The sequence below is a fragment of the Halorussus caseinilyticus genome (assembly GCF_029338395.1).
Classification (GTDB): domain Archaea; phylum Halobacteriota; class Halobacteria; order Halobacteriales; family Haladaptataceae; genus Halorussus; species Halorussus caseinilyticus.
Genome location: NZ_CP119813.1, coordinates 17,250 through 36,227 on the forward strand (window position 1 = coordinate 17,250; position 18,978 = coordinate 36,227).

13 protein-coding genes and 3 pseudogenes are annotated in these 18,978 nt (G+C 56.5%); 8 read left to right on the forward strand and 8 right to left on the reverse strand.

The window, feature by feature from the left end; all coding sequences use genetic code 11:
• Nucleotides 1-70: 70 nt before the first annotated feature.
• Both P2T60_RS21090 and P2T60_RS21095 read left to right on the forward strand, forming a co-directional pair.
• Complete coding sequence (locus tag P2T60_RS21090) at nt 71-523, forward strand: hypothetical protein (RefSeq protein ID WP_276282874.1); 453 nt, start codon at nt 71-73, stop codon at nt 521-523.
• Nucleotides 504-1,619, forward strand: a complete 1,116-nt coding sequence (locus tag P2T60_RS21095; protein ID WP_276282908.1) for a hypothetical protein — start codon at nt 504-506, stop codon at nt 1,617-1,619. Before P2T60_RS21090 ends, P2T60_RS21095 begins: the two co-directional genes overlap by 20 nt.
• Here the strand turns inward: P2T60_RS21095 and P2T60_RS21100 are convergent.
• From P2T60_RS21100 to P2T60_RS21130, 6 genes are all read right to left on the reverse strand, one after another.
• Nucleotides 1,604-3,805 carry an argonaute/piwi family protein gene (locus P2T60_RS21100; RefSeq protein ID WP_276282909.1) on the reverse strand — a complete coding sequence of 734 codons (2,202 nt, stop codon included), beginning with the start codon at nt 3,803-3,805 and terminating at the stop codon, nt 1,604-1,606. The genes P2T60_RS21095 and P2T60_RS21100 overlap by 16 nt on opposite strands.
• Nucleotides 3,753-7,412: an ATP-binding protein gene (locus P2T60_RS21105; RefSeq protein WP_276282910.1), complete on the reverse strand. Its 3,660-nt coding sequence runs from the start codon at nt 7,410-7,412 to the stop codon at nt 3,753-3,755. Before P2T60_RS21105 ends, P2T60_RS21100 begins: the two co-directional genes overlap by 53 nt.
• Entirely contained in the window at nt 7,405-8,694 is a 1,290-nt protein-coding gene (locus P2T60_RS21110; RefSeq protein ID WP_276282911.1) for a metallophosphoesterase family protein, read from the reverse strand. Before P2T60_RS21110 ends, P2T60_RS21105 begins: the two co-directional genes overlap by 8 nt.
• A 1,056-nt stretch (nt 8,695-9,750) precedes the next feature.
• A complete protein-coding gene (locus P2T60_RS21115) occupies nt 9,751-10,197 on the reverse strand; it encodes a type II toxin-antitoxin system VapC family toxin (RefSeq protein ID WP_276282881.1) in 447 nt (148 codons plus the stop codon).
• Nucleotides 10,197-10,565, reverse strand: coding sequence for a helix-turn-helix domain-containing protein (locus tag P2T60_RS21120; protein WP_135807403.1), 369 nt, complete (start codon nt 10,563-10,565; stop codon nt 10,197-10,199). Before P2T60_RS21120 ends, P2T60_RS21115 begins: the two co-directional genes overlap by 1 nt.
• 566 nt (nt 10,566-11,131) lie before the next feature.
• A complete protein-coding gene (locus tag P2T60_RS21130) occupies nt 11,132-11,830 on the reverse strand; it encodes an outer membrane protein assembly factor BamB family protein (protein ID WP_276282882.1) in 699 nt (232 codons plus the stop codon).
• A 711-nt stretch (nt 11,831-12,541) separates the two neighbouring features.
• On the opposite strand from P2T60_RS21130, the gene P2T60_RS21135 reads away from it, so the two are divergent.
• The 3 genes and pseudogenes from P2T60_RS21135 to P2T60_RS21145 all read left to right on the forward strand — a co-directional run bounded on the left by P2T60_RS21135 (nt 12,542) and on the right by P2T60_RS21145 (nt 15,822).
• On the forward strand, nt 12,542-13,456 hold the full coding sequence (locus P2T60_RS21135) for a ParA family protein (RefSeq protein WP_276282883.1): 915 nt from the start codon (nt 12,542-12,544) through the stop codon (nt 13,454-13,456).
• A 2-nt stretch (nt 13,457-13,458) separates the two neighbouring features.
• Nucleotides 13,459-13,869 carry a DUF7970 domain-containing protein gene (locus P2T60_RS21140; protein ID WP_276282913.1) on the forward strand — a complete coding sequence of 137 codons (411 nt, stop codon included), beginning with the start codon at nt 13,459-13,461 and terminating at the stop codon, nt 13,867-13,869.
• A 721-nt stretch (nt 13,870-14,590) separates the two neighbouring features.
• Nucleotides 14,591-15,822 (forward strand): annotated as a pseudogene (locus tag P2T60_RS21145) (orc1/cdc6 family replication initiation protein).
• A gap of 285 nt (nt 15,823-16,107) precedes the next feature.
• On the opposite strand, the gene P2T60_RS21150 reads toward P2T60_RS21145, so the two are convergent.
• The gene (locus P2T60_RS21150) at nt 16,108-16,431 is read right to left on the reverse strand and encodes a DUF6788 family protein (RefSeq protein ID WP_276282887.1); all 324 of its coding nucleotides are present in this window, start codon (nt 16,429-16,431) and stop codon (nt 16,108-16,110) included.
• Nucleotides 16,432-16,572: 141 nt separating this feature from the next.
• On the opposite strand from P2T60_RS21150, the pseudogene P2T60_RS21155 reads away from it, so the two are divergent.
• The 3 genes and pseudogenes from P2T60_RS21155 to P2T60_RS21165 all read left to right on the forward strand — a co-directional run.
• Nucleotides 16,573-17,074, forward strand: a pseudogene (locus tag P2T60_RS21155) (helix-turn-helix transcriptional regulator); the annotation flags it as partial.
• A 53-nt stretch (nt 17,075-17,127) separates the two neighbouring features.
• Nucleotides 17,128-17,493, forward strand: coding sequence for a nucleotidyltransferase domain-containing protein (locus P2T60_RS21160; RefSeq protein ID WP_276282888.1), 366 nt, complete (start codon nt 17,128-17,130; stop codon nt 17,491-17,493).
• Nucleotides 17,486-17,887, forward strand: coding sequence for a HEPN domain-containing protein (locus P2T60_RS21165; RefSeq protein ID WP_276282889.1), 402 nt, complete (start codon nt 17,486-17,488; stop codon nt 17,885-17,887). The genes P2T60_RS21160 and P2T60_RS21165 overlap by 8 nt, the downstream gene beginning before the upstream one ends.
• A gap of 98 nt (nt 17,888-17,985) precedes the next feature.
• Here P2T60_RS21165 and P2T60_RS21170 read toward each other — a convergent pair.
• A pseudogene (locus P2T60_RS21170) lies at nt 17,986-18,935 on the reverse strand (ArdC-like ssDNA-binding domain-containing protein).
• Between the last annotated feature and the right edge of the window lie 43 nt (nt 18,936-18,978).

The window sequence follows — 18,978 nt, forward strand, 5'->3', positions numbered from 1 at the left end:
TGACACGGACGAAATCGGTGTCTGAAATGCAAAAAACTATTTCCCCGCCAATGTATTAGTTATTAATGTAATGAGCAAGTGGCGAGCGAAGCGCCGATATGAAGCGAACCGGCGCTTCGGCGAGCGTGCAGATGACGCGCTCGTAGCCATATCTGTGCTTAAAGCGCGATCCGAGGGAATCGAACTCGGTCGTGACGACGAGGAGTTACGTGCGAAACTCGAAGACGGACGGGATCTCTTGATAACCGTCCGCGACGCTTTGGCCGACGAGTCCGGACTGGATCCGTTTGAGTTGGCCGTCGCGGAGAACATCGCCGAGCAACGGAGGGGTTCGACTCGTCGGATGATCGAGAACCTTGACGCTGCCGCGGCCGAACTTGCAACTGCGAGTGACGACTTAGAGTTCTACCGCGGACTGCAAGATGCGAAGAATTGGCTTGAAGCTATCTCCGGGGTCGCCACTAAAACGTCGCAGGCGACCGTCGACCAAATGCGAGGGAAGGTTGCCGACGGCACTCATTGATGCCCGCGTGAAGTCGCTCCGGGCGAAACAGGACTCGATTCGTGAACTGTTCGATCGCGTTGACGTTGATATCGAGGCTAAAGACGACATATTCGACTCGATCTCGGACAGATTCGAAACTGTCGAGGAAACCCGGGATGACTTTCACAGGTCGTACGATCAGGCACCGGAGGCCGAGGTGACGGACAGTCTGTACGAGAACTACGTCCGCGCAGTCGGCCGCTTGGCACGAGAACTGCACGTCCTTGAAACGGAGGCCGTGTATCTTGACCTCTATCAACACCAGAGTACCGGGCACCGCTCGCCCCAACTCGAACACGCCGCTGAAGTTTGTGAGGAACTGAAGCGTGTGTTTGACGTTGATCCTATGGTGATTCCGGTGATTCGAAACGGGTACGCCTTCGATCCGATAGACGAAGAGCTGCCGTCTACAGGTGGCAAAGAGCTGAACTACGCCTTGATCCTGCCCCGCGAAGGGGACGACCGGCGCTACGACCCATTCCTGGCACACGAGATGGCACACGCCCTGCTGGACGAACATCCGAGACTACGATCACGGTTCCGACGTGAGGTCAACGAGAGAGACGAGACAGTGAGCAGAGACGGCGAGTTCGGCAAGACCTGGACGAGTTGGTTCGAGGAGTTCTTCTGTGATATCTGCGGTCTCCTTGCTTACGGTCCGGCGTACTATTGCGCGGTGGTCCGGCGGTTAAGTCGATACGGTTCCTTCGAGTTCGAACGCGGTGAAGACGGGGATCCGCATCCACCAGACGCGCTCCGGGTTGATGTCATCCGGGAGTTAGCCGAACGAGAATTTCCGAATCTCGCCGACTGTATCCGGGACGACGCTATTGCGTACGACCGTCACCTTGACGCACTCGAAACGGAGAAGCCGCCGGACTATGACACCTACGACGATGACGACTTAGTCCGGTTCCTTCTCGACGAGGTGCCAGATGTCATCGACCACGACCTCGACGCGCTCATCAGCGATATCGAGGATGGAGTCGATCCAGCAGACCGGCCCGAACGACAACACCGCCTTGAGGCAAACCGCGAATGGGTGCCGTCATACCCCCCTCAGAACGGCGGGTAACGAAGGTTCGACACCCAGTTGTGACCGAGTCGCCGATTCATCTCTCGCGTGAGCGAGACTGTTATCGGGTCTTTCGTCCCTTTCGAGGGAGACCCCCAGTTGAGTTCCGAGAGGAAGAATACGTCGCGGCCGGCCTGGAAAGCGTCGAAATCACCCTCTGCGGCCTTGACGTGACAGCGAAGTGTCTGCGGCGACCCCTGTGGTAGTTGTTCCGCGTCCGACGTGACGACGACAACCGTATTATCTCCGAGCCGAGCGTGTGCACCCATCTCCGGCATTCCCTCGTCGGCGTACAGCCGGTGCGGGCTTCTGTGAGTTACCTCGACACCAGCCCACTCGAAGTCGTCGGCGAGGTATTCGGTGTCCCGGAGACGTTCGATGGTCTCTTCGATTCCTTCGATCTCCTCGTTACCGAAGAACCCGTTCCGATGGATCGTCAGCGACTCGAACTCGTCGATGTCGGAACGGTCGCCGTCCACGACCTCGCGTAACGCGTCGCGGACTATCTTCTTCGCCTGACTCCGATCAGTCACACTACTGCGGTTGGTCGGGTTCTGATTTTCCGTCCGATAAATGATTTCGTTCGTCTCCCCGGATAGCATGACAGCACTTGCAGTACCGCGGTCGCCTCCGTCAGCGTTGAATCCTAAGTACGCCTGCGTCGAGAGTTGCCCCTCGATAGTGAACGGTACGACACCCAACTTCGCCGCAAGTCCGACAGCAGTGTTCTCCACCACGTCCTCGTCGTGACCGTTCCTGTCTTCGATCCCGGTCTGCGTGACGACCTGGAGCGGGTGGCCGTCCAGTATATCGATTAACCTGTAATAGCTCTCTTCGTCGAAATCAGGGAGAAACCCGAGAGTGATATCGAACGGTTCCGAGACCTCCCGGAGCTCCGCAACATCCTCCTCAACGTCGTATGCGAACGGAGCCGGGCGCTCGTTCAACCGCAGACCCAACTTCTCTTCAGTATAATTCCGGATCGACTCATACGCTTCGAGCGCTGCCTCGTACTCCTCATCTGGGAACACGAGCGCCGTTTCGATCAGATCACCGAATGTACGACGCGGACCGAACTTCTCAAGGTAGCCACTCTTGATCGGATTCCAGTATTCCTCAGTAATCTTCTGGCCGGGTCTTGTCTGGTTCTCCATCCCGACCGCCATCTTTACCGCCTCGTCACGACCGAACCAGAGAGTCGGATAACCGTACCGGGACACTTCCCGCCGTATCGGGTCAGTGTCAACCGTTACGTCCACGTTACCGATCTCGAATCCGCGGACAACATCGAGAAACTCTCGGGTTCGCTGCCACCGTTCTTCAGGTCCGAAGGCTGCCAACTGACTTACTTCGTCCGGCCGCTTGTCAGTTGGGGCATAACGGAGCAAAGACGGAGCAGCAGAATATATGTCACCGCTATCGAAACTGACGAGTACGGTCGGTTCAGTGTCATCGATTCGTTCAGCAAAACGGTCACCGTACTCCTGACGAGCATACTTCAGAACCGACTTACCGTCTTCAACTTCCACCTCCGACACGGGTTCCTCCAGAATATCGACAAGCGTAACTGTCCTCCTGTCAGGCCGCTCAAAGACAAACTGGTCGTCTAACTCGGCCTCGATTCTGCCGCGAGACCACGAGTCGTCAGCAAGGTAATCAGCCAGCGTTTTCGAACTATGCGTTCCAAGTGTCGGATCAAGTGTGAGTGTCAGTCCGTCGTGAGCATCTAGCCGGAGCTTCACTCCGGGATAGACATCAAACCCACGGAGGCTCCACTCAGCATTTTCTGCATACACCCGCTTCCTGTATCGCCTGTTATCGAACCAGTAGTCGTCCGAGCGTCCGATCTCCGACTCCAAAGCGTCGAAAATCGCCCGCTGTATCAGCTTGAAATCACTGTCCCGCGAAAAGTCGAGTTCGATCTCGCCGTGACGGTGGAGGTCCTGCCGGTTCACGGACTCGACCGTTTTCCGACGATCATGCGCACCGACGACGGCGACGAACCACGTACCGTCCAACCGGTACCAATGTGCTCGGCCCCCTACTTCGTCTCGCAACCGTTCGGCATGCGCATTCAATAGAGGGAATAATGCGTCTTCCTCCGCCTCCGGTTTGGGATTAATCTCGTACAGTTCAGCACTGGTGTCGGAAAGCCCGACTGTGAAGGAGTTCAGGAACCGGCCCATTAGATAAACGTGAACCGAGCAACGTAAAAATAATTGCGTTAGAGAGTTCGGTCAGTCCCCGGCCACACTTGGGTCTGGGGCCGCCGAGATCCGACTTGCCCTGATGTGGCTTCAGTTGCGGCCTCTGGGCCAAACCACACTGACAGTAGATGTCGACGACCTCTGCGTAGATTTGTTCGTCCGACCGTGTGGGCCTCGGGTCAATATATCCCTGTTCACGGAGGTACGCACGGAGTTCTTCGACCTTGTCCTCTCGGAAATAGTTGACCTCGTTCGAGAGGCCGTCAAGTACCGCCTCCGGCTTGCCAGCGACGCGGTCCGCCAGGTCACTTGCCTCGTCAATGAACTTATCACTGACAGCATTACTGGCTTCGAGTACGTCGCGGTCAACGGGTTTCCCTCGCCCAACCGTGTAGGCTTCGACGAACGTCTCCAGTGCAGTCCCGTGTTGACGAACACGCTCGCGGGCGTTCTCCGACAAGAGTCCGTCGACACCACCGACCTCCAGAAGCGAACGGAGGTGGCCCCACCGTTTGATCCCGGCGGTACGGAGTCTGTACAGTATTTCCGGATCTTCGGTCGCGTACCAAAGATCCGCAGACGCTGCACCTTCCCTCGGATCGAACGTCGAGACATCGAGCTTTCGCCGGTACTCCTCATGGTCGTCCCCGTCTGGTGCCGGAACGTCTACCGCGTCAGCGGTGTCGAGCGCCGGCGGATCCGCAACAGGGTTGTGATCGTCTGCAGCCGTGAGGTGCTGGAAACCGTACTTCACTCCCGACTCTTCTAGCCGCCGCCTCCAGCGTTCCCGCTCATCGCTCCGAGCAGTAAAGTAGAACACCTGCCTCCCCTGCCGAGCGAGGTCGATTACGGTGTCTAATACGGTCTCTGCCCGCCGGTCGTCAAACGGTGCCAGCGTCTCGTCCAGCAATAATGGCGGGGCAGTCTCCTGCTCCCTGTGTTCGACGAAAGCGACCCGGACCGCCAGCAGTACTTGAACTCGCGTCCCACTAGATAGATCGTTCAGGTCAACACGCCGGTCCTCCCCGGTATCGTAAGCTCTGAACGTCCCATCTTCGAGTCTGAGTTCGAACTGCCCGTCGGTGACGCGACGCAAGAGCTCGTCCGCCCGGCGGAATACTGGCTCCTGGTTACTAGTTACTGTCTCCGCCTCCACGAACTCAAGAAGCGAGTCCGTGACTGCCTCTGCTACGTCTCTCTCAAGCTCTGATTCGAGTTCAGCCAGTGCCTGGTCCCGCTGCTGGACTGCGTCAGCGATTTCCGTCGACGTCTTCGCGCTCTCGATCTCGTTTTCCAACTCCGTCTTTTCCTGTAGCAGACGGTCGTACTCGGCTGCCGTCTCCCGCTTCTCTCTTAATTCGTTCTGGAGATACTCCTTATTTCTCTCTTCAATCTCTTCGTCGTGTCTAGAGTGATCCCGGAGGTCCTCACGGCGATTCTCAAGCGTGGTCTTCGCCTTGTTCTTCGCCTCAACGGCGGCCTCGTAGTCCGATAGCTGTCCACACAACTTCTCCAAGCGGTCTCGGTTGCCCGGATCTAGTCCACGGTCCGCGAACAGCGCCTCCCGCTCGGAAGTAAGTCGGTCGAGTTCGCTTCGAGCCTCGGTAACAGTCCCCCGCACCTCTGCCAGCTTTTGCTTTGCGTTCTCGAAGTCCCGCCGACGCTTCTCCAGGCTCTCAATCACGCCGGCCGCGTCAGCGGCAGTTTCAACCTCGTAGTCGTACGTCTCGGTCGTGTACGGCGCAACGGTTGCGAGGAAATTCTCGCGGTTCTCCGCGATTTGGTCCTCGGCTTCCGACAGTACCGCCTGTTTCCTACAGACTTCCTCGTCAGCCGCCTGCCAACGCTCAACCCGCTCAACTACCACCGCCAGGTCGATGTCATCATCGACTTCGGTATCGAAGCGCGCCCGGAGCTGTTTCCGGGCGATTTCCAGTTCATCTTCGAGTTCGTCGACATCGTACCGGGCAAGGAGTTCCTCCCGTTTCCGTGCCTCCTGTGTGTCGAGTTCCACTTCCCCGAGTCTCTCACGGATCTCAGAGAGCCGTTCCCTGACCGAGTCGGCTTCCCACGCCGCCGGCTCCTTGAGGCCGGTCTGCCGGAACGTTTCTGCGTGGGTCGCTCGGGGATTCTTCGTGGCGTCTTCCTCTCCTCCTGAAACAAGGACTGCGTATGCAGCTATCCCGAGACCGAGCAATGTCAGTAGCAGTCCGAGTGGATTGGAGGTGAACGCGAGGAAGACACCCGCGATGGCCGCGAGTACACCCGCCGCAACAGCCGCCCAGACCATTCCCCGATTCTCTTCCTCATCAGTAGCACGTTCCGGTGGAGCCGTCAACCAGTTCTCAAGCGCACCCCGACCGTCCTCAAGAGTCGAACGATCCGGAACTCGGTCTGACTCGCCTTCGAGCCACTCTTTGATCGCGGCTTCGATTTGCTTCTTTCCTTCTACTTCGGTCACCTTCTCGACGAAGGACCGTAATTCGTCGAGGTCATCCGTTTCTACACTTCGGAGCGTCTCCTCGTCGAGGTCAAGCGGAAGGCTGCCCCTGATCTTTTGACGTTTTTCCTCCGCACCGGATAGCTCGCGCTTCAGCCGGTCACGGTCGTCTTCGGCATCGTCAAGTTGGTTCTGATACTGCCGGAGACTCTCCAGATCGTCATCGGTAATCCCGTCCTCGGGGAGTTCCGTGGCCGCCAGCGCCTGAGAGGCCTCCCGGTACGTCTCCGCCGTATCTCGTTCACGACCCTTTTGCGTTCGTATCTGCTCGTCCAGACGGTCAAGTCGGTCTAGTTCCTTTCCATTGAACGCCCCTAGCTCTTGCGGGAACTCTTCCAGTTCTTCCACCTTCTCTTCGTAGTCCGCTCTCGCCTCCGCGTGCTCAATTGCTGTTTCGAGGAGTTCAACTCGCTCTCGGGCCGATTCGGCGTCTGCAAGCCGCTCTTCGGTCCGGGAGAGTTCCTCCTGTTCCTCTTCGAGGTCCGGTGTCTCCTGCCTCAAATCCTCTACCCGCTGGATCGCCTTTTTTGCCTCCTGTGTGGCACTGAGGTTTCGAGTAGAGGGGCTCGCTCCCTCTTCGAGATCGAAGCTTTCACGGACGGCGTCGATGTCGAAACCTCCGGTCGATTCGCGCTGGATGACGGTAGCGAACTCGCCGTCATCCGTCTCCTCCTGTAGTAGCTCGTGCAGAGACAACGAATACCGACGACCTCCGTGCAGCGATGGGACCGGGATCGGGTCGGCGGCGGCACCGTCTACGAAATTTTCAGACATGCCACCGCGGAGTTCGACTCTCCGCTGATCCCCGTCATGGGATAATTGCGTACTGATCTCTGCTGATGTCGGGGCCTCGTCGGGCCACAGCGACCAGCGAATCGCCTCCGACAGCGTTGTCTTCCCGGCCGCATTCTCTCCGTAGACTACATTAACACCGGGTGAGAAGCCGTCAACGGTGAATCCACCGGCTTCGAACCCTGGAGCACGCTTGAGCATGACCGATTCGACGACGACCGGGGTTCCCCGGTCATCTTCATCACTGCGTTCTGCCTCGCTCTCGTCCACCTCGGTCATCGCTGGTTCACTCATCCGCTGGCACCCCTTGCTGGTCAAGGAAAGTGTCTAGAAGCGACCGCGCCTGTCGGCGCAACACGGCCTTCGATTCGTCTTCCGTCGGTCGATCATACGTTTCGTCGTGGGAGCGAAGTTCCCTGTAGGCATTCGACTCGTGCGTCTCCCGTGCGCTCGCGTGCGCCGCTTCGATCACGTTCTGATACGGGTCCAGCGGTTCGTCTCCGTCGAGCGCCAGTAAGAGTCCAGCAAGATAGCCGACGGGGTCGTCTTCACCGGCCCGTTCGGTAAGGTCAACCGCTGGCGTCGTGTCGATAGACACGTTAATAACCCGTACTGCCGTTCCCGCTTCGGTGAGTTCGATCTGCTCAAATTCCGCTCGGCGGTCGAGCAGATCAGTATGGGCTGCCGTCCGCCCTTCAAGTGTTAGCTCGGCCGCGAGAAGCTCCGCCTCGGAGTCGCTCTCCGTGACGGTCTCGCGTAGCCCATCGTGCGTCGCATCAATTACATCGTGAAATCCCTGATCAGGGCCAGTCGAGACGACGATGTCCTCATACTGAAGTGTCGCCGAGAAGAGCGGACGCGTATCCACTGCCCCTTCCGAGTCAACCGTGAGGAGCCACGCACCGTGACCCTCTGTCTCGCTCGAATCAAGCGGCTGAAGCGACCCCGGATAGACAACGAGAGGGCTCTCATGGCGGACTCCCGAGCTGTGGAGGTGTCCCAAAACCCACGCCGCATGTCCGCTCGTCGCTAACGCATCCACGTCAACTGGCGCATACCGATCTTCGCGTCCATTCAGGTCAGCGTGGACGACACCGAGTTGCGGCACGCTGTCACGGTCAAGGTCGTACTCGTCTAACGGACTCTCGGGATAGTACCGACTCGGGAACGACCAGCCGTCGATCTGGAGCCGAGCCTCACCGCCCTCCCCGACGAGGGTTTCCCGCTCCCACTCCCCATTACGACCAAGCAACCGGACACCGTCGATAGCGTCCGCCAAGTCCGGAACAACGTCGTAATCGTGATTCCCAGCCACACATAGAAGCGGAATACCAGCTTCCTCAAGGGTCGTAGCTACCGACTCGACGGCTCCGTACGCTTCAGCGTACTTGTTCTCCCGGTCAACGAGGTCACCGGCCACGACAACGGCGTTAACATCGTGATCCACAGCTGTTTGAGCGATATCGGTCCAGATCATCCGGGGAGAGAAATCGGCTGCATCGAACCTTGCCGGAAGTTGACTCGGGCGGCGTCCGATATGGACGTCTGCTACACAAAGAACCTCTACTGATCCCATTTCTAAGTATAAATAAACACTTGGTAAATAAATTCGGCGGAAGGAATAACACCGACCAGTAGTTGATCTCACTCACTCTAACTGCTTTGGGTGACTCGTAGTGTGCCTAAGGAACGATCATACTCATCTTAAATTGGTTCAGACGGTCTACCACTGCGTCGTAGAGTCGGTCTATCAAAGCCTGAAATAGGCTGAAACGTAAAGGAAGAACACGTCTCGTACTCTCCCCTAGAAATCGGTAAGGACGCTCGATTGAATCCCCACTTTCTGTCTGAAATTTCAATCCTTAACGATGGCACGTCTGTTTTGGAATTAGCGTTTGCTGAACTAGTCGGTGAAGTCTTCATTAGCTAGCGACGGAGAGGAACTTAGCATCTCGTATGAGGCTCTCATACTACGATAACACAGACAGTAGTCCTTCCGTGATGACCGTTCCCTCCGTCGTATCGACAAAGTATACTTGTTTCCTATCCTCCGGCTCGACAGCCGTCACCTCGGTTTGGCCACCGATTCGTCGATGTCCCGTGAATGCCAGTCGCTTCCGATTGACCTTCGGCCGAATCTCCATCAGGTGTCTGAACGCGCCACCAGTTTCGCGCCCGGGTGTGAGCCTGATTTTATCGGAGAACTCGCCTCTCTCCCCTTCATCGTGACTCCACTCGTAACCGAGCAAGTCGAGATAGTCACAGACTTGGTCGAAAATCTCGCCCCGGTACTGCCAGTATCCACCTTCGTATTCGACGGGCCCTGCTTGTTCGAAATCGTGGATAATGCCATCCAGAAACCACCAATGTGGTCGTAAATCTAACTAATGTGATTCCAACACGCTTCCTTCCGGGGATTTCGCACAGACCACTGCGCAGTTTTAGCTTGCCATCGGCATCATCATCGCTTCTGCCACCCAGTATTTGGTGGTCTTAACCAACAGCCACCCCTACTTCAGCCCGTATGTTGGTTAACTCCGCTACACTCGATATACTGAAGATGAGTTCTCTAGTTCCGGCCTCATCAGTCGGCCTACGAATAGACACTACTCGCTGGGCAGAAACTCATCAGTCATAGCCGTCCGGCGTCCTCGGGGACGAGTGTGAATCCGAGTGTCCGAAAGTCACTATCGAACGCGAAGATATGGTTGATATCACGGCTTCCAGCAAGGACACTACTGGTGTGGTCGACGAACGAGATTTGGTGGTCGTCGTACTGGGCGAACTCATCACAGGCGGCATTGAATGCAGGTTTGTCCACGGGGAGGATGTTGAAGCTCTCGGACCCTCGGATGGTCTCAAGTGTTTCCACGGCTTCAGCGTGCCCGACCTTCCGCAGTATCAACGTCGTGAGCTCTGAGAGAACTGACCGGCTCGTGTAGAGCGGACGGTATGGAAGATCGCCAGCGGCAATCGCATCGAACACATCCCGAGCGCGGTCGTGACGTTCGGCCTGTTCGTAGGCCCACGCGAAGAACGCGCCTGTATCGATGAACAACGGGGTTGCACCCTGTACCATTACGACTCAACCTCACCGTAGAGGATATCATCGATATCGTCCTCGCCGACGGGTTCGTCCTCATCACCGGCGTGCGCCTCGGCATCCCAGAACGGGTCGTCTGGATTGATTTCGGCTGTGGTGTCTTCGGTGTCGGTGAGCCACCAGACGACGGCGTTTGCGCCGACGGTGCGGCGTTCGACTCGGCCTTGTTCGTGGAGCGTGATCAGTTTCTGGCGGGCGGCTTCAGAACTACAGTCAAGGAGTTCGCCGAGTTCTTTCGCGGTGGCGACGGGGCTGTCGGTTTGGCGGATGGCTTCGAGGACATCCTCGAGAGAGATTGTCCCGACATATTGGCCGTGGTCGTTCCGCTCGCGATCCTGACTCATGACTACTCGTTCGTGGGCTACCTACCTAAACCTATTGCCACGAGGCAACAGGAAGGGAGGAGCTGTTCTCTCAAGACATGGTGAACCATTTTGGGATAGTATACTGTTCGATAATACAGCGACGGCTACTTTCTGCTGGATTCGCCGAATTCGAGAACCGAGGTGATCTAATCGATGAGGCAGGAGTCCAGTATGGACGTTCCACACTCACCAAATGCATACAAATCGCCAGCATCTGTCGCTGCGAATACGAGATCAGACGTTACCGCTGGGGTACTCCGCCCCATTTCCTGATTCCGCCCTAATTCGACGCGCGTCTGTTCTGTTCCCGCCTGTGCGTCGAGGACGAATAAGTGGCCGTACATAGTGTCGCGCTGAATCCAACCCGGAACGTAGACAGAGTCACTCGCAACGACGGGCGTCGAAACGAGATCGATCTCAGGCTGTCCTTCAGTACGGCCGCCGAACCGCCAGACACGTTCGCCCGTCTCGACGCGGCGTGCTTCGACACCGAACTCGGCCACGTGATACACCAAATTATCGGCGACTGCTAGGCCCGCGTCTCCTCATCGAACACCGACGGATTTCCGCCAGCGAACCGTTTTCGTCGGCAGATCGACCGCAGCGATAGACTGCTGGTTATCGTGCTCACGAAGGGGCACTAAGAGCGTGTCGTCAACGATTGTTGGTGTTCCGGCGACCGGCGCTTCCCATCGCCATCGCTCCTCACCATTCAGGATGTCAAGGGCGATGAGACGCTCGGAGTCGACCATCGGGACGTAAACGGTACCGTCCGCCGCCGCTAACTGCCACATTCCGGCGGAGTCGGGGAATGTGACTCGCCACCGTTCAGTACCATCGTCTGGGTCAAGTCCGAATACTGTTTCTGGTTGCTCCGTCTCCTCAACGGACGTACTGTACGTTCCCGTCACGACAATGTCGTCCGTCACAATCGGTGGGATAGTATCGGGTGTCTGTTGCCCTTCATAGAGATTATCGAACGTCCATTGCTCATTGCCGTCTGTCCCGATCGCTTTCAATCCAGGTTTCGTCTGGACGAACAGCTGGTTGTCGTTGAGGACGAGCGAATCAGAGAGATAGAAGTAGTGGAACTCGTCACTTCGCCAGAGTTCCGTCGTCCAGAGCGATTCGCCGGTTGCGGCGTCGAGCGCTTCTAGCCACACTCCACCCTGTTCGTCGCTTGTCGCCTCACGAGAGTACCCGAAATAGAGGATTCCATTGCTAACGACAGGTGAGACCGTCACAACGCCTCGGCTCTCCCGTGACTGTTGCCATTCTGCGTGAAGCGATGCTGTCGGGCCGTCAGTCGAGGCGAATCCTGTATGGGCGTTATCGACTGTTCGACGCGGCCAGTGGCCGCGTGCGCTTGGGTTATCGAACGAGAGACAGCCTGTGAGCGTAGTGAGAGTGCTCGTACATGCTGCGAGGAATGTTCGGCGGGTGGAGGGCATTGGTAAGAGAGGGACACATCGGTCACATATGCGTTATCATCTTGGCAGGTTGATCTCGAGTTGAACACTGACGACATGCCATTGCGAGACGTTACCGGTAACGTCTAACTTATTATACTGTTCAAGAGTCAGCGCACCGACGTCATTCGGTTTGTCGACAGTTGGCGGCCTCCTCCCACGACTAAAGTCGTTGGCTTCCGCCTAGAAACTCATGTGAAGCCCGTGCGAATTCTAAAGTTCGTAAAATTCGTAGAGTTCGTATGAATCCTACAGTTCTTAAAATCCGTGCGATTCGTAGAGTTCGTAAGCTTCTCACGAACTTTTATTATCACGGATTGAGTTGAGTTGACCGACAGCGAACTCCACAACTCCCACGAACTCTACGGACTGTTCGAATCGTAGAACTCGTACAGTTCGTAGAGTTCGTACAGTTCGCTCTGGTGAGACACGATGTCAGAAACGAAATCCTCCCCCGGACACGAACCACGCGCAGTCTGCCTCCCGATGCTCAAAGGCGGCTTCGGAAAGAGCATCTTCGCAAACACCCTCGGCGGCGTCCTCGGTGACGTGCGAGGCCACGACGTACTCGTCGCCGACCTCGACCCGGCCGGACACCTTTCGACCGGCCTCGGGTACTACACGCGCGAAGACGAGGACGCCCTCGACCTTGGCGATGTCCTCCTTGAGGATGCCAGTCCCGAAGACATCATCAAGCAACCCGGCTACGGGTTTGACTTCATCCCAAGCGTGAATCTCGAAACAGTGACCGAGGACCTCTCCCGCGATAGTGTGATGGCGAGCGACATGCGACTCAAGCAGGATCTCGTCGACCCACTCCTCGGTGACGAATATGAGTATATCCTGTTCGACATCCCGGGGAGTCGGAACAAGCTGGTGAACAATGCGGTCGTCGCAGCGCCGAACGCCATCCTGCCGTTGAAGCCCGTCCCCGAGGCCCTGAATGGAATGCGGGAGACTGCAACGAAGCTAGTTGGTGAGATCCGCCAGCACATCGACTTCGAGATTCTGGCGGTCGTGCCCAACGACCTTCGGGCGCGTATCGACCAGCAGACGAAAGACCGCCGACTCCTCGAAGCGATGAACACCCAAGAGCAGTTCGCTGCCTACCTGCTCGCTGGCCGTGACGGAGTCGACCCTGATACTGGCACGCTCCCCGAGGGCGTGGACGTTGCGGAGGTTCTCGACAATCACATTCCGCCGTTCGCGCGAGTCACCGCAGATGAATGGGCCGCAATCGATGCAGACGAGATGGATCCGCCGAAGATACCGATTCGGCACTCCGCCGCATTCGGTGATGCCTACGAGGAGCGCAAGCCTGTGACTGCCTACGACCCCGAGTGTACCCAGATTCAGCACTTCGAGGCACTGGCGGAGATCATCGAGCAGGGGGGAATCTAGCAATGACCGGCTTCGACCTCGGTGAATCAGCCACCGACGACGAAACTGAACCGGACGAGACGGATGCGATTGCAGACGCGGACGGAACGTCCGAGCAAGACGATAGTCGGCAAGATGAGAAAAAAGCGGACGACAAGACGGAAGAAGAAGAGACGGACCCCCGCGTAGAGCCAGCGTTTCCGTTTTCTGATGACCTCCGAGAGAGCTGGTATGTCCGTGACGAGATAGTGACTGAGTTTGAGGACGCAGTCGACTTTGAGGCGAAGCCCTTACTCCGTGAACACGGCGTCCGGAACGAGACTGGTCGTGAGATTCAGGACGCCGCGATACAGGTGGCGAAAAATAATCCCGAAGAACTCGCCAAAGTTATTCTCCAAGACCGCGGTATCGATATCGAAGACGACGAAGCGTAGTACAAGAGAAACGACCACTCGCCAGCTAGACTGGTTAGCTTACAGGAGGATAGTATTAATACATCAACTCGTATCTTGGGTATTTGGGTCGGGGTGTACCCCCCCACCCCACGTTTCCGTCGTATCGAGGAAAGACCGGTAGGGATTGTTCAAACGATGGACCAGCAATTCTCAAAGCTCTTGAAGTTCGTACGATTCGTAGAGTTCGCAACAGCGTTCCGATATTGTTGAGAAGTCTAAACCAGTGGCTGTGCTGGCTTCAGCTGACGACCGTAAGAATAGACAAATTAAAATAGCTCTATTGCATATAGCCCATTAAGCTAACTTCGTTTTAAAATAGGACGAAGTAAACTTCGTCCTACCGAGCGAAACGACGGTTTCATTGCCTTATCTTTCCCGTTAGTATCCCGCAGAAGAGGAGTCTTCGTGGTGATTCTTCGTAGCCGGCACCTCGTTTTGACTGCCCCTCCGTGTTTGTAGATTACGACGGAAACGTTGGGTGGGTGGGTGGGTTAGCGGCTTCCCGTTTCATTTCTCTCTTCGCCTCACCGCAGTCATCCATATTTCTCACCTACGTCGGAAACCTGGTTCTCGTATCTTCTATCTTATTCCTGCGTCTTTAGCCGTCTATCTAGAGAATTCGACGGAAAAAACGTCGGAAACGTGGGGTGGGGGAGTCCACTAGTTTTATGCGGTTTCCGCTCACAACGTCTTGTAGTAAATGACGCCCGACTCCTCGTCTGATTCCGTCAACGACCCGCTCTTTGACTCCGGGCATCGAATCTTCTCAAACAAAGACCTCCTGAAAACCGGCCACGTTCCAGAAGCCGACCGGATTGTCGGTCGCGATGAAGAAATTTCTAAACTAGCGAAGCGCCTGAATGGTGCAGTTCACGGATACTCACCTGAGAACGTGATGATCTACGGGAAAACTGGGACTGGAAAGTCACTCGTCTCAAGGCACGTCTGTGAACGCGCTCAAAACGCAACGGGAGAGGATGTCGACATCGGCGTAGCATACATTGACTGTGCGGAAGACGACACCGAAACTCAGGCCGTCTCTCGCTCGCCGCGAAACTAAACGACGAGTCTGTCACGGACATCAGCGTTCCCCATACCGGGCTCAGCACGTCGAAATACTACAAGCTTCTCTGGAAAACACTCGACACACAGTTTGACTCGGCTATCATCATTCTCGATGAGGTCGACTTGATGGATGACGATAGTGTTCTGATGAAGCTCTCGCGAGCTGAGGAAGCCGGGAAAATCGATTGTAGCATCGGCGTCCTCGCAATTAGTAACAAAATCCAGTACGTGAACAACCTGAATGAGCGAGTGAAAAGTAGCTTCCAACACAAGGAGTTGTTCTTCAAACCGTATGATGCGAACCAGCTCCGAGAAATCATGCTCAACCGGCAGGATGCCTTCCAAGACGGTGTCCTCTCCGAGGATGTGATTCCGCTCGCTGCTGCGTTTGCCGCCCAAGAGCATGGTGATGCTCGACGAGCAATTGATATCCTCCGTCACGCTGGCGAGGTTGCTTACGAAGATGACGCGGAGAAAGTCCGGGAAGAACACGTTCGGCAAGCCCAGCAACATGCGGAGAAAGACCGCTTCCGGGAACTTGTGAACGGTGCACCCACACAGGCGAAGGCCGCCCTCCTCGCACTGACTGAACTCACCATCAATTCTGCCGACGATGCGTTTCTCACAAGCCGTGTGTACGACCAGTACGAACAGATTTGTACACATCTCGATGTGGATACGCTCTCGGTCCGACGCTTCCGGGATATCGTGAAGGAACAGGCGTTTCTTGGCGTCGTCGAGATTGAGAAGATCAACAAGGGAAGTGCAGGCGGTATCCATCTGCAGAATCGCCTTATCGAAGACCCACAGGTTGTTCGTGAAACAATCCTTGAGGACACTCGGATGCAGGATTGGGCGGCCGAGTAGTCTTTCTCTTGTACGAGAACGCACGGCGGAAACGAGGGGTGGAATGAGACGACGGAAATCAGGGGTGTGGAAACGTCGGAAACGAGGGGGGTAGGAAGATACGACAGAAACGAGGGGTGCAAGGGAACGTCGGAAATCTGGGGTCCAAAATATGCGACGGAAATCGGGGGTGTGGAAACGTCGGAAACGAGGGGTGTAACACACTAACCGGATTTATCATCTCGCACGAGTGTGTTACCTTAGACGATGTCCGGAGATTCACTTCACGTATAATCTATTAGAAATTCACCCGTCCGGATTGACGGGACCTTTGTACTGTGAGCGGATTTTGTCCCCGTCCCGCCACTGCCAGTAGTAGTAGCGATTGCCGTTAATCTCCTTGATCGTGATTGTCGCCTTCGATGGGACGTCATCTGGGAGGTCGTCCGGCCGTTCTTCGATTTTATCTTCTTCCTCTTTCTCGGCAAGACGCTCTTCACGCTCACGGTATTCAGCGAGTTCCTCGGCATAACTTGCGACGTGACGAAGGGCCTCGGGCGAGGAGTCATTGAGGATGTCGACGATGTTGGCGGGGAGTTCAGCTGGGGGTGTCGGTGGCTTGTAGGACATGGTGGCTCACTCTGTGTTAACCAACATAGGCCGCTACTACCGTAGTTTTGTTGGTTAAGACTGTTTCGGGACCGCCAACCCCTGGCAGCTGTAACATTACTCGAAACCATTTCATATACTAGTTTCGTATTATGTTACACCGTGTTGCAGAGCATCGAACTGGAGGTCCTCGCCACCGTCGAACGCGGCGACACGATCTCCGATCTTGCGACGGATCTCGACCACAGCAAGAGTTATCTCTCTCGTGCCGTCGCGGACCTCGCCGAGAAAGGCTTAGTCTACACGCAGCGCAATGGCCCCGAAAAAGGGTCATTCCTTCGGCTGCTCGGGCGGTCGAACTCTACCAAGATCTCGTGCGCCAGCACTCCACATCGAGTTTACCGAGTTGCTGACGCACAAGGCACTCGAGGTACTCTATTACCTGGACCAGCCACGAACCGTCGCCGAGATTGCCGCGCAAAGCGACAACTACCGCAACACCGTCAATCGCGTTCTCAAACGGTTACAGGACCGTGGACTCGTCGGCACGGACGACGGGTGCTACCACTTCAACGGGGACTTCAAGCAACTTCACGAATTCGCGCACGAACTCGCCCATCATCTCCACCGACAGTGCCTCGAATTGGTAGTCGACACCGCAACCAACACCACCCAAACGGGGGAAATATAATGCGGCGCGAGTACGTACCCCTAGATATGAGTAGTGAGGCCGCGGCCGAGGCGCTTCCTGCTGGCTCACACCGCGAGGCAGCCACAGCCTTTGTCGAGCGCGCACGGTCTCAGCACGGTGATGACCTCGTCGAGCTGTACGTTTTCGGGTCGACTGTCCGTGGCGAAGCAAGGGGTCGGTCGAGCGACGTCGATATCCTGGTCGTCCTCCCGGATGCACCAGACCGAGACGCTATCGCTGATTCTCTCCGTGACATCGCCTACGACGTGATGCTCGAACACGGGCCGCTTGTCGAACTCCACATTTTTGACGAGACTACGTTCGAGCGCCACCGGAACGAAGGGAACCCGTTTGTTCACAATGTTCTCAGCGAGGGTCGATCCTATGCCTGATGAGGAAGCTCCCAGTGATGCTGCGGTTGAGGATCAACTCCGACAGGCCCACCAAGCGCTTTCTGATGCTGACGGAGCACGGGACGCAGGGCTCTCCGACGCGGTCATAATTAACCGGCTGTACTATGCGTGCTTTCATGCCGCACAGGCCGCCTTATACGACCGAGGGTATGATCCTAGCACACATGGCGGTGTTCTCTCTTTGTTTGGGTCCGAGATCGTCAGTGAAGGAGATGCATCGCGCGAAGACGGCCGCTTTCTGAACGACCTCGGGGAACTCCGCCAGCAGGCTGACTATGGCTATGGGACCCTTGACGAGGATGTTGATGCACTTCTTTCGCGAACTCACACATTTGTCGCCGAAATGGAAACTCTCTGCTCAACTGAAGATTGACATCCCCAACTACGCCTCGCTCAATGGGCTTGACGAGTTCGCGCAACTGGACTCCGAGTCGCCCGAGAGCAAGTTGAGAAAGCAGATACTTGAGCAGATTAAGTCTCGTCTGCTTCTCCGGTCAACGCATCAGTCACCTCAATAATTTCTTTTGCCGTGTTGCTAATCCGGCCAAGCCGATTTTGGATCGACGCTGGATCCTCGCCCTGCCATGCAGCGAGGTAGAACGCCGACCCACTCGTGTCGGCCCGCAATACCGGCCAACGATATACGCGACGGCCTCCGCTTCGACCTCGCGTTTCGCCCGCTCGGTCTCGTCGGTGATGTCTGAGTGGAGGAGTGCATGGGCGTACTCGTGAATCAGCGTGACCGCGAGATCGGCGTGATTCGAGCGGGCTTTCGCCTTGACGACTGGTTGGAGGTCACGTTGATTCCGATATTTGCAGACGCCCGTTGCGTCGCCATGCTCCCACTCGTCAGCATTGACGATACGAACTGTCACGCCGATATCAGCGGCTGCATTCTTGAGTGCAGGCACGAGGTCGTCAGCATCGCCAGTCGCCTCGGTCTCCAGTTCGGGAAGCGGTTCACCTTCGGTCTGAGACACATCGAAGACCGCGGTTGGCTTGAAGCCGACAAGCCCTTTCGACCACTCTTCCGGCGATTTCTCGTCGTACTCACAGTCGCTTTGTTCGTGATAGCTGGGCGAATTCTCGCACTCAGGACACTGCTTCGTGATGATTGGGGCCCAGATCCAGATGGCCTGTTCGCCTTCCTGAACATGCCGGTCGAACTCATTCCGCCACGTGTTGTAGCCTGCGACCTTCGTCGCTTCGGGATACTGGAGTTGGATGAGAAGCGTGTTTCGGTGGGAATAGTCGTGGAAACGACTCTGGACGTCTAACCACTCCTGGAACTCCTCACTTGCTTGTACATCGTCGACGTGGTCGACGAGGTCGTCGATCCACGCTTCGATGGTACTGTGCATTTCGTCGCGTCGGGCGTCGGTCTCCTCGAACGAGACCGACGAGTCACTGGTCGTAGTCATGATTTTCAGTAAATTGCGTTCACGGCGACTGCGTCGAAGTAGG

Excerpts from the sequence above, each read along its gene's own strand:
- P2T60_RS21090 (WP_276282874.1), top strand. The coding sequence starts at position 71 with ATGAGCAAGTGGCGAGCGAAGCGCCGATATGAAGCGAACCGGCGCTTC.
- P2T60_RS21100 (WP_276282909.1), bottom strand. The coding sequence starts at position 3,805 with ATGGGCCGGTTCCTGAACTCCTTCACAGTCGGGCTTTCCGACACCAGT.
- P2T60_RS21105 (WP_276282910.1), bottom strand. The coding sequence starts at position 7,412 with ATGAGTGAACCAGCGATGACCGAGGTGGACGAGAGCGAGGCAGAACGC.
- P2T60_RS21110 (WP_276282911.1), bottom strand. The coding sequence starts at position 8,694 with ATGGGATCAGTAGAGGTTCTTTGTGTAGCAGACGTCCATATCGGACGC.
- P2T60_RS21115 (WP_276282881.1), bottom strand. The coding sequence starts at position 10,197 with ATGGTACAGGGTGCAACCCCGTTGTTCATCGATACAGGCGCGTTCTTC.
- P2T60_RS21120 (WP_135807403.1), bottom strand. The coding sequence starts at position 10,565 with ATGAGTCAGGATCGCGAGCGGAACGACCACGGCCAATATGTCGGGACA.
- P2T60_RS21135 (WP_276282883.1), top strand. The coding sequence starts at position 12,542 with ATGCTCAAAGGCGGCTTCGGAAAGAGCATCTTCGCAAACACCCTCGGC.
- P2T60_RS21140 (WP_276282913.1), top strand. The coding sequence starts at position 13,459 with ATGACCGGCTTCGACCTCGGTGAATCAGCCACCGACGACGAAACTGAA.
- P2T60_RS21150 (WP_276282887.1), bottom strand. The coding sequence starts at position 16,431 with ATGTCCTACAAGCCACCGACACCCCCAGCTGAACTCCCCGCCAACATC.
- P2T60_RS21160 (WP_276282888.1), top strand. The coding sequence starts at position 17,128 with ATGAGTAGTGAGGCCGCGGCCGAGGCGCTTCCTGCTGGCTCACACCGC.
- P2T60_RS21165 (WP_276282889.1), top strand. The coding sequence starts at position 17,486 with ATGCCTGATGAGGAAGCTCCCAGTGATGCTGCGGTTGAGGATCAACTC.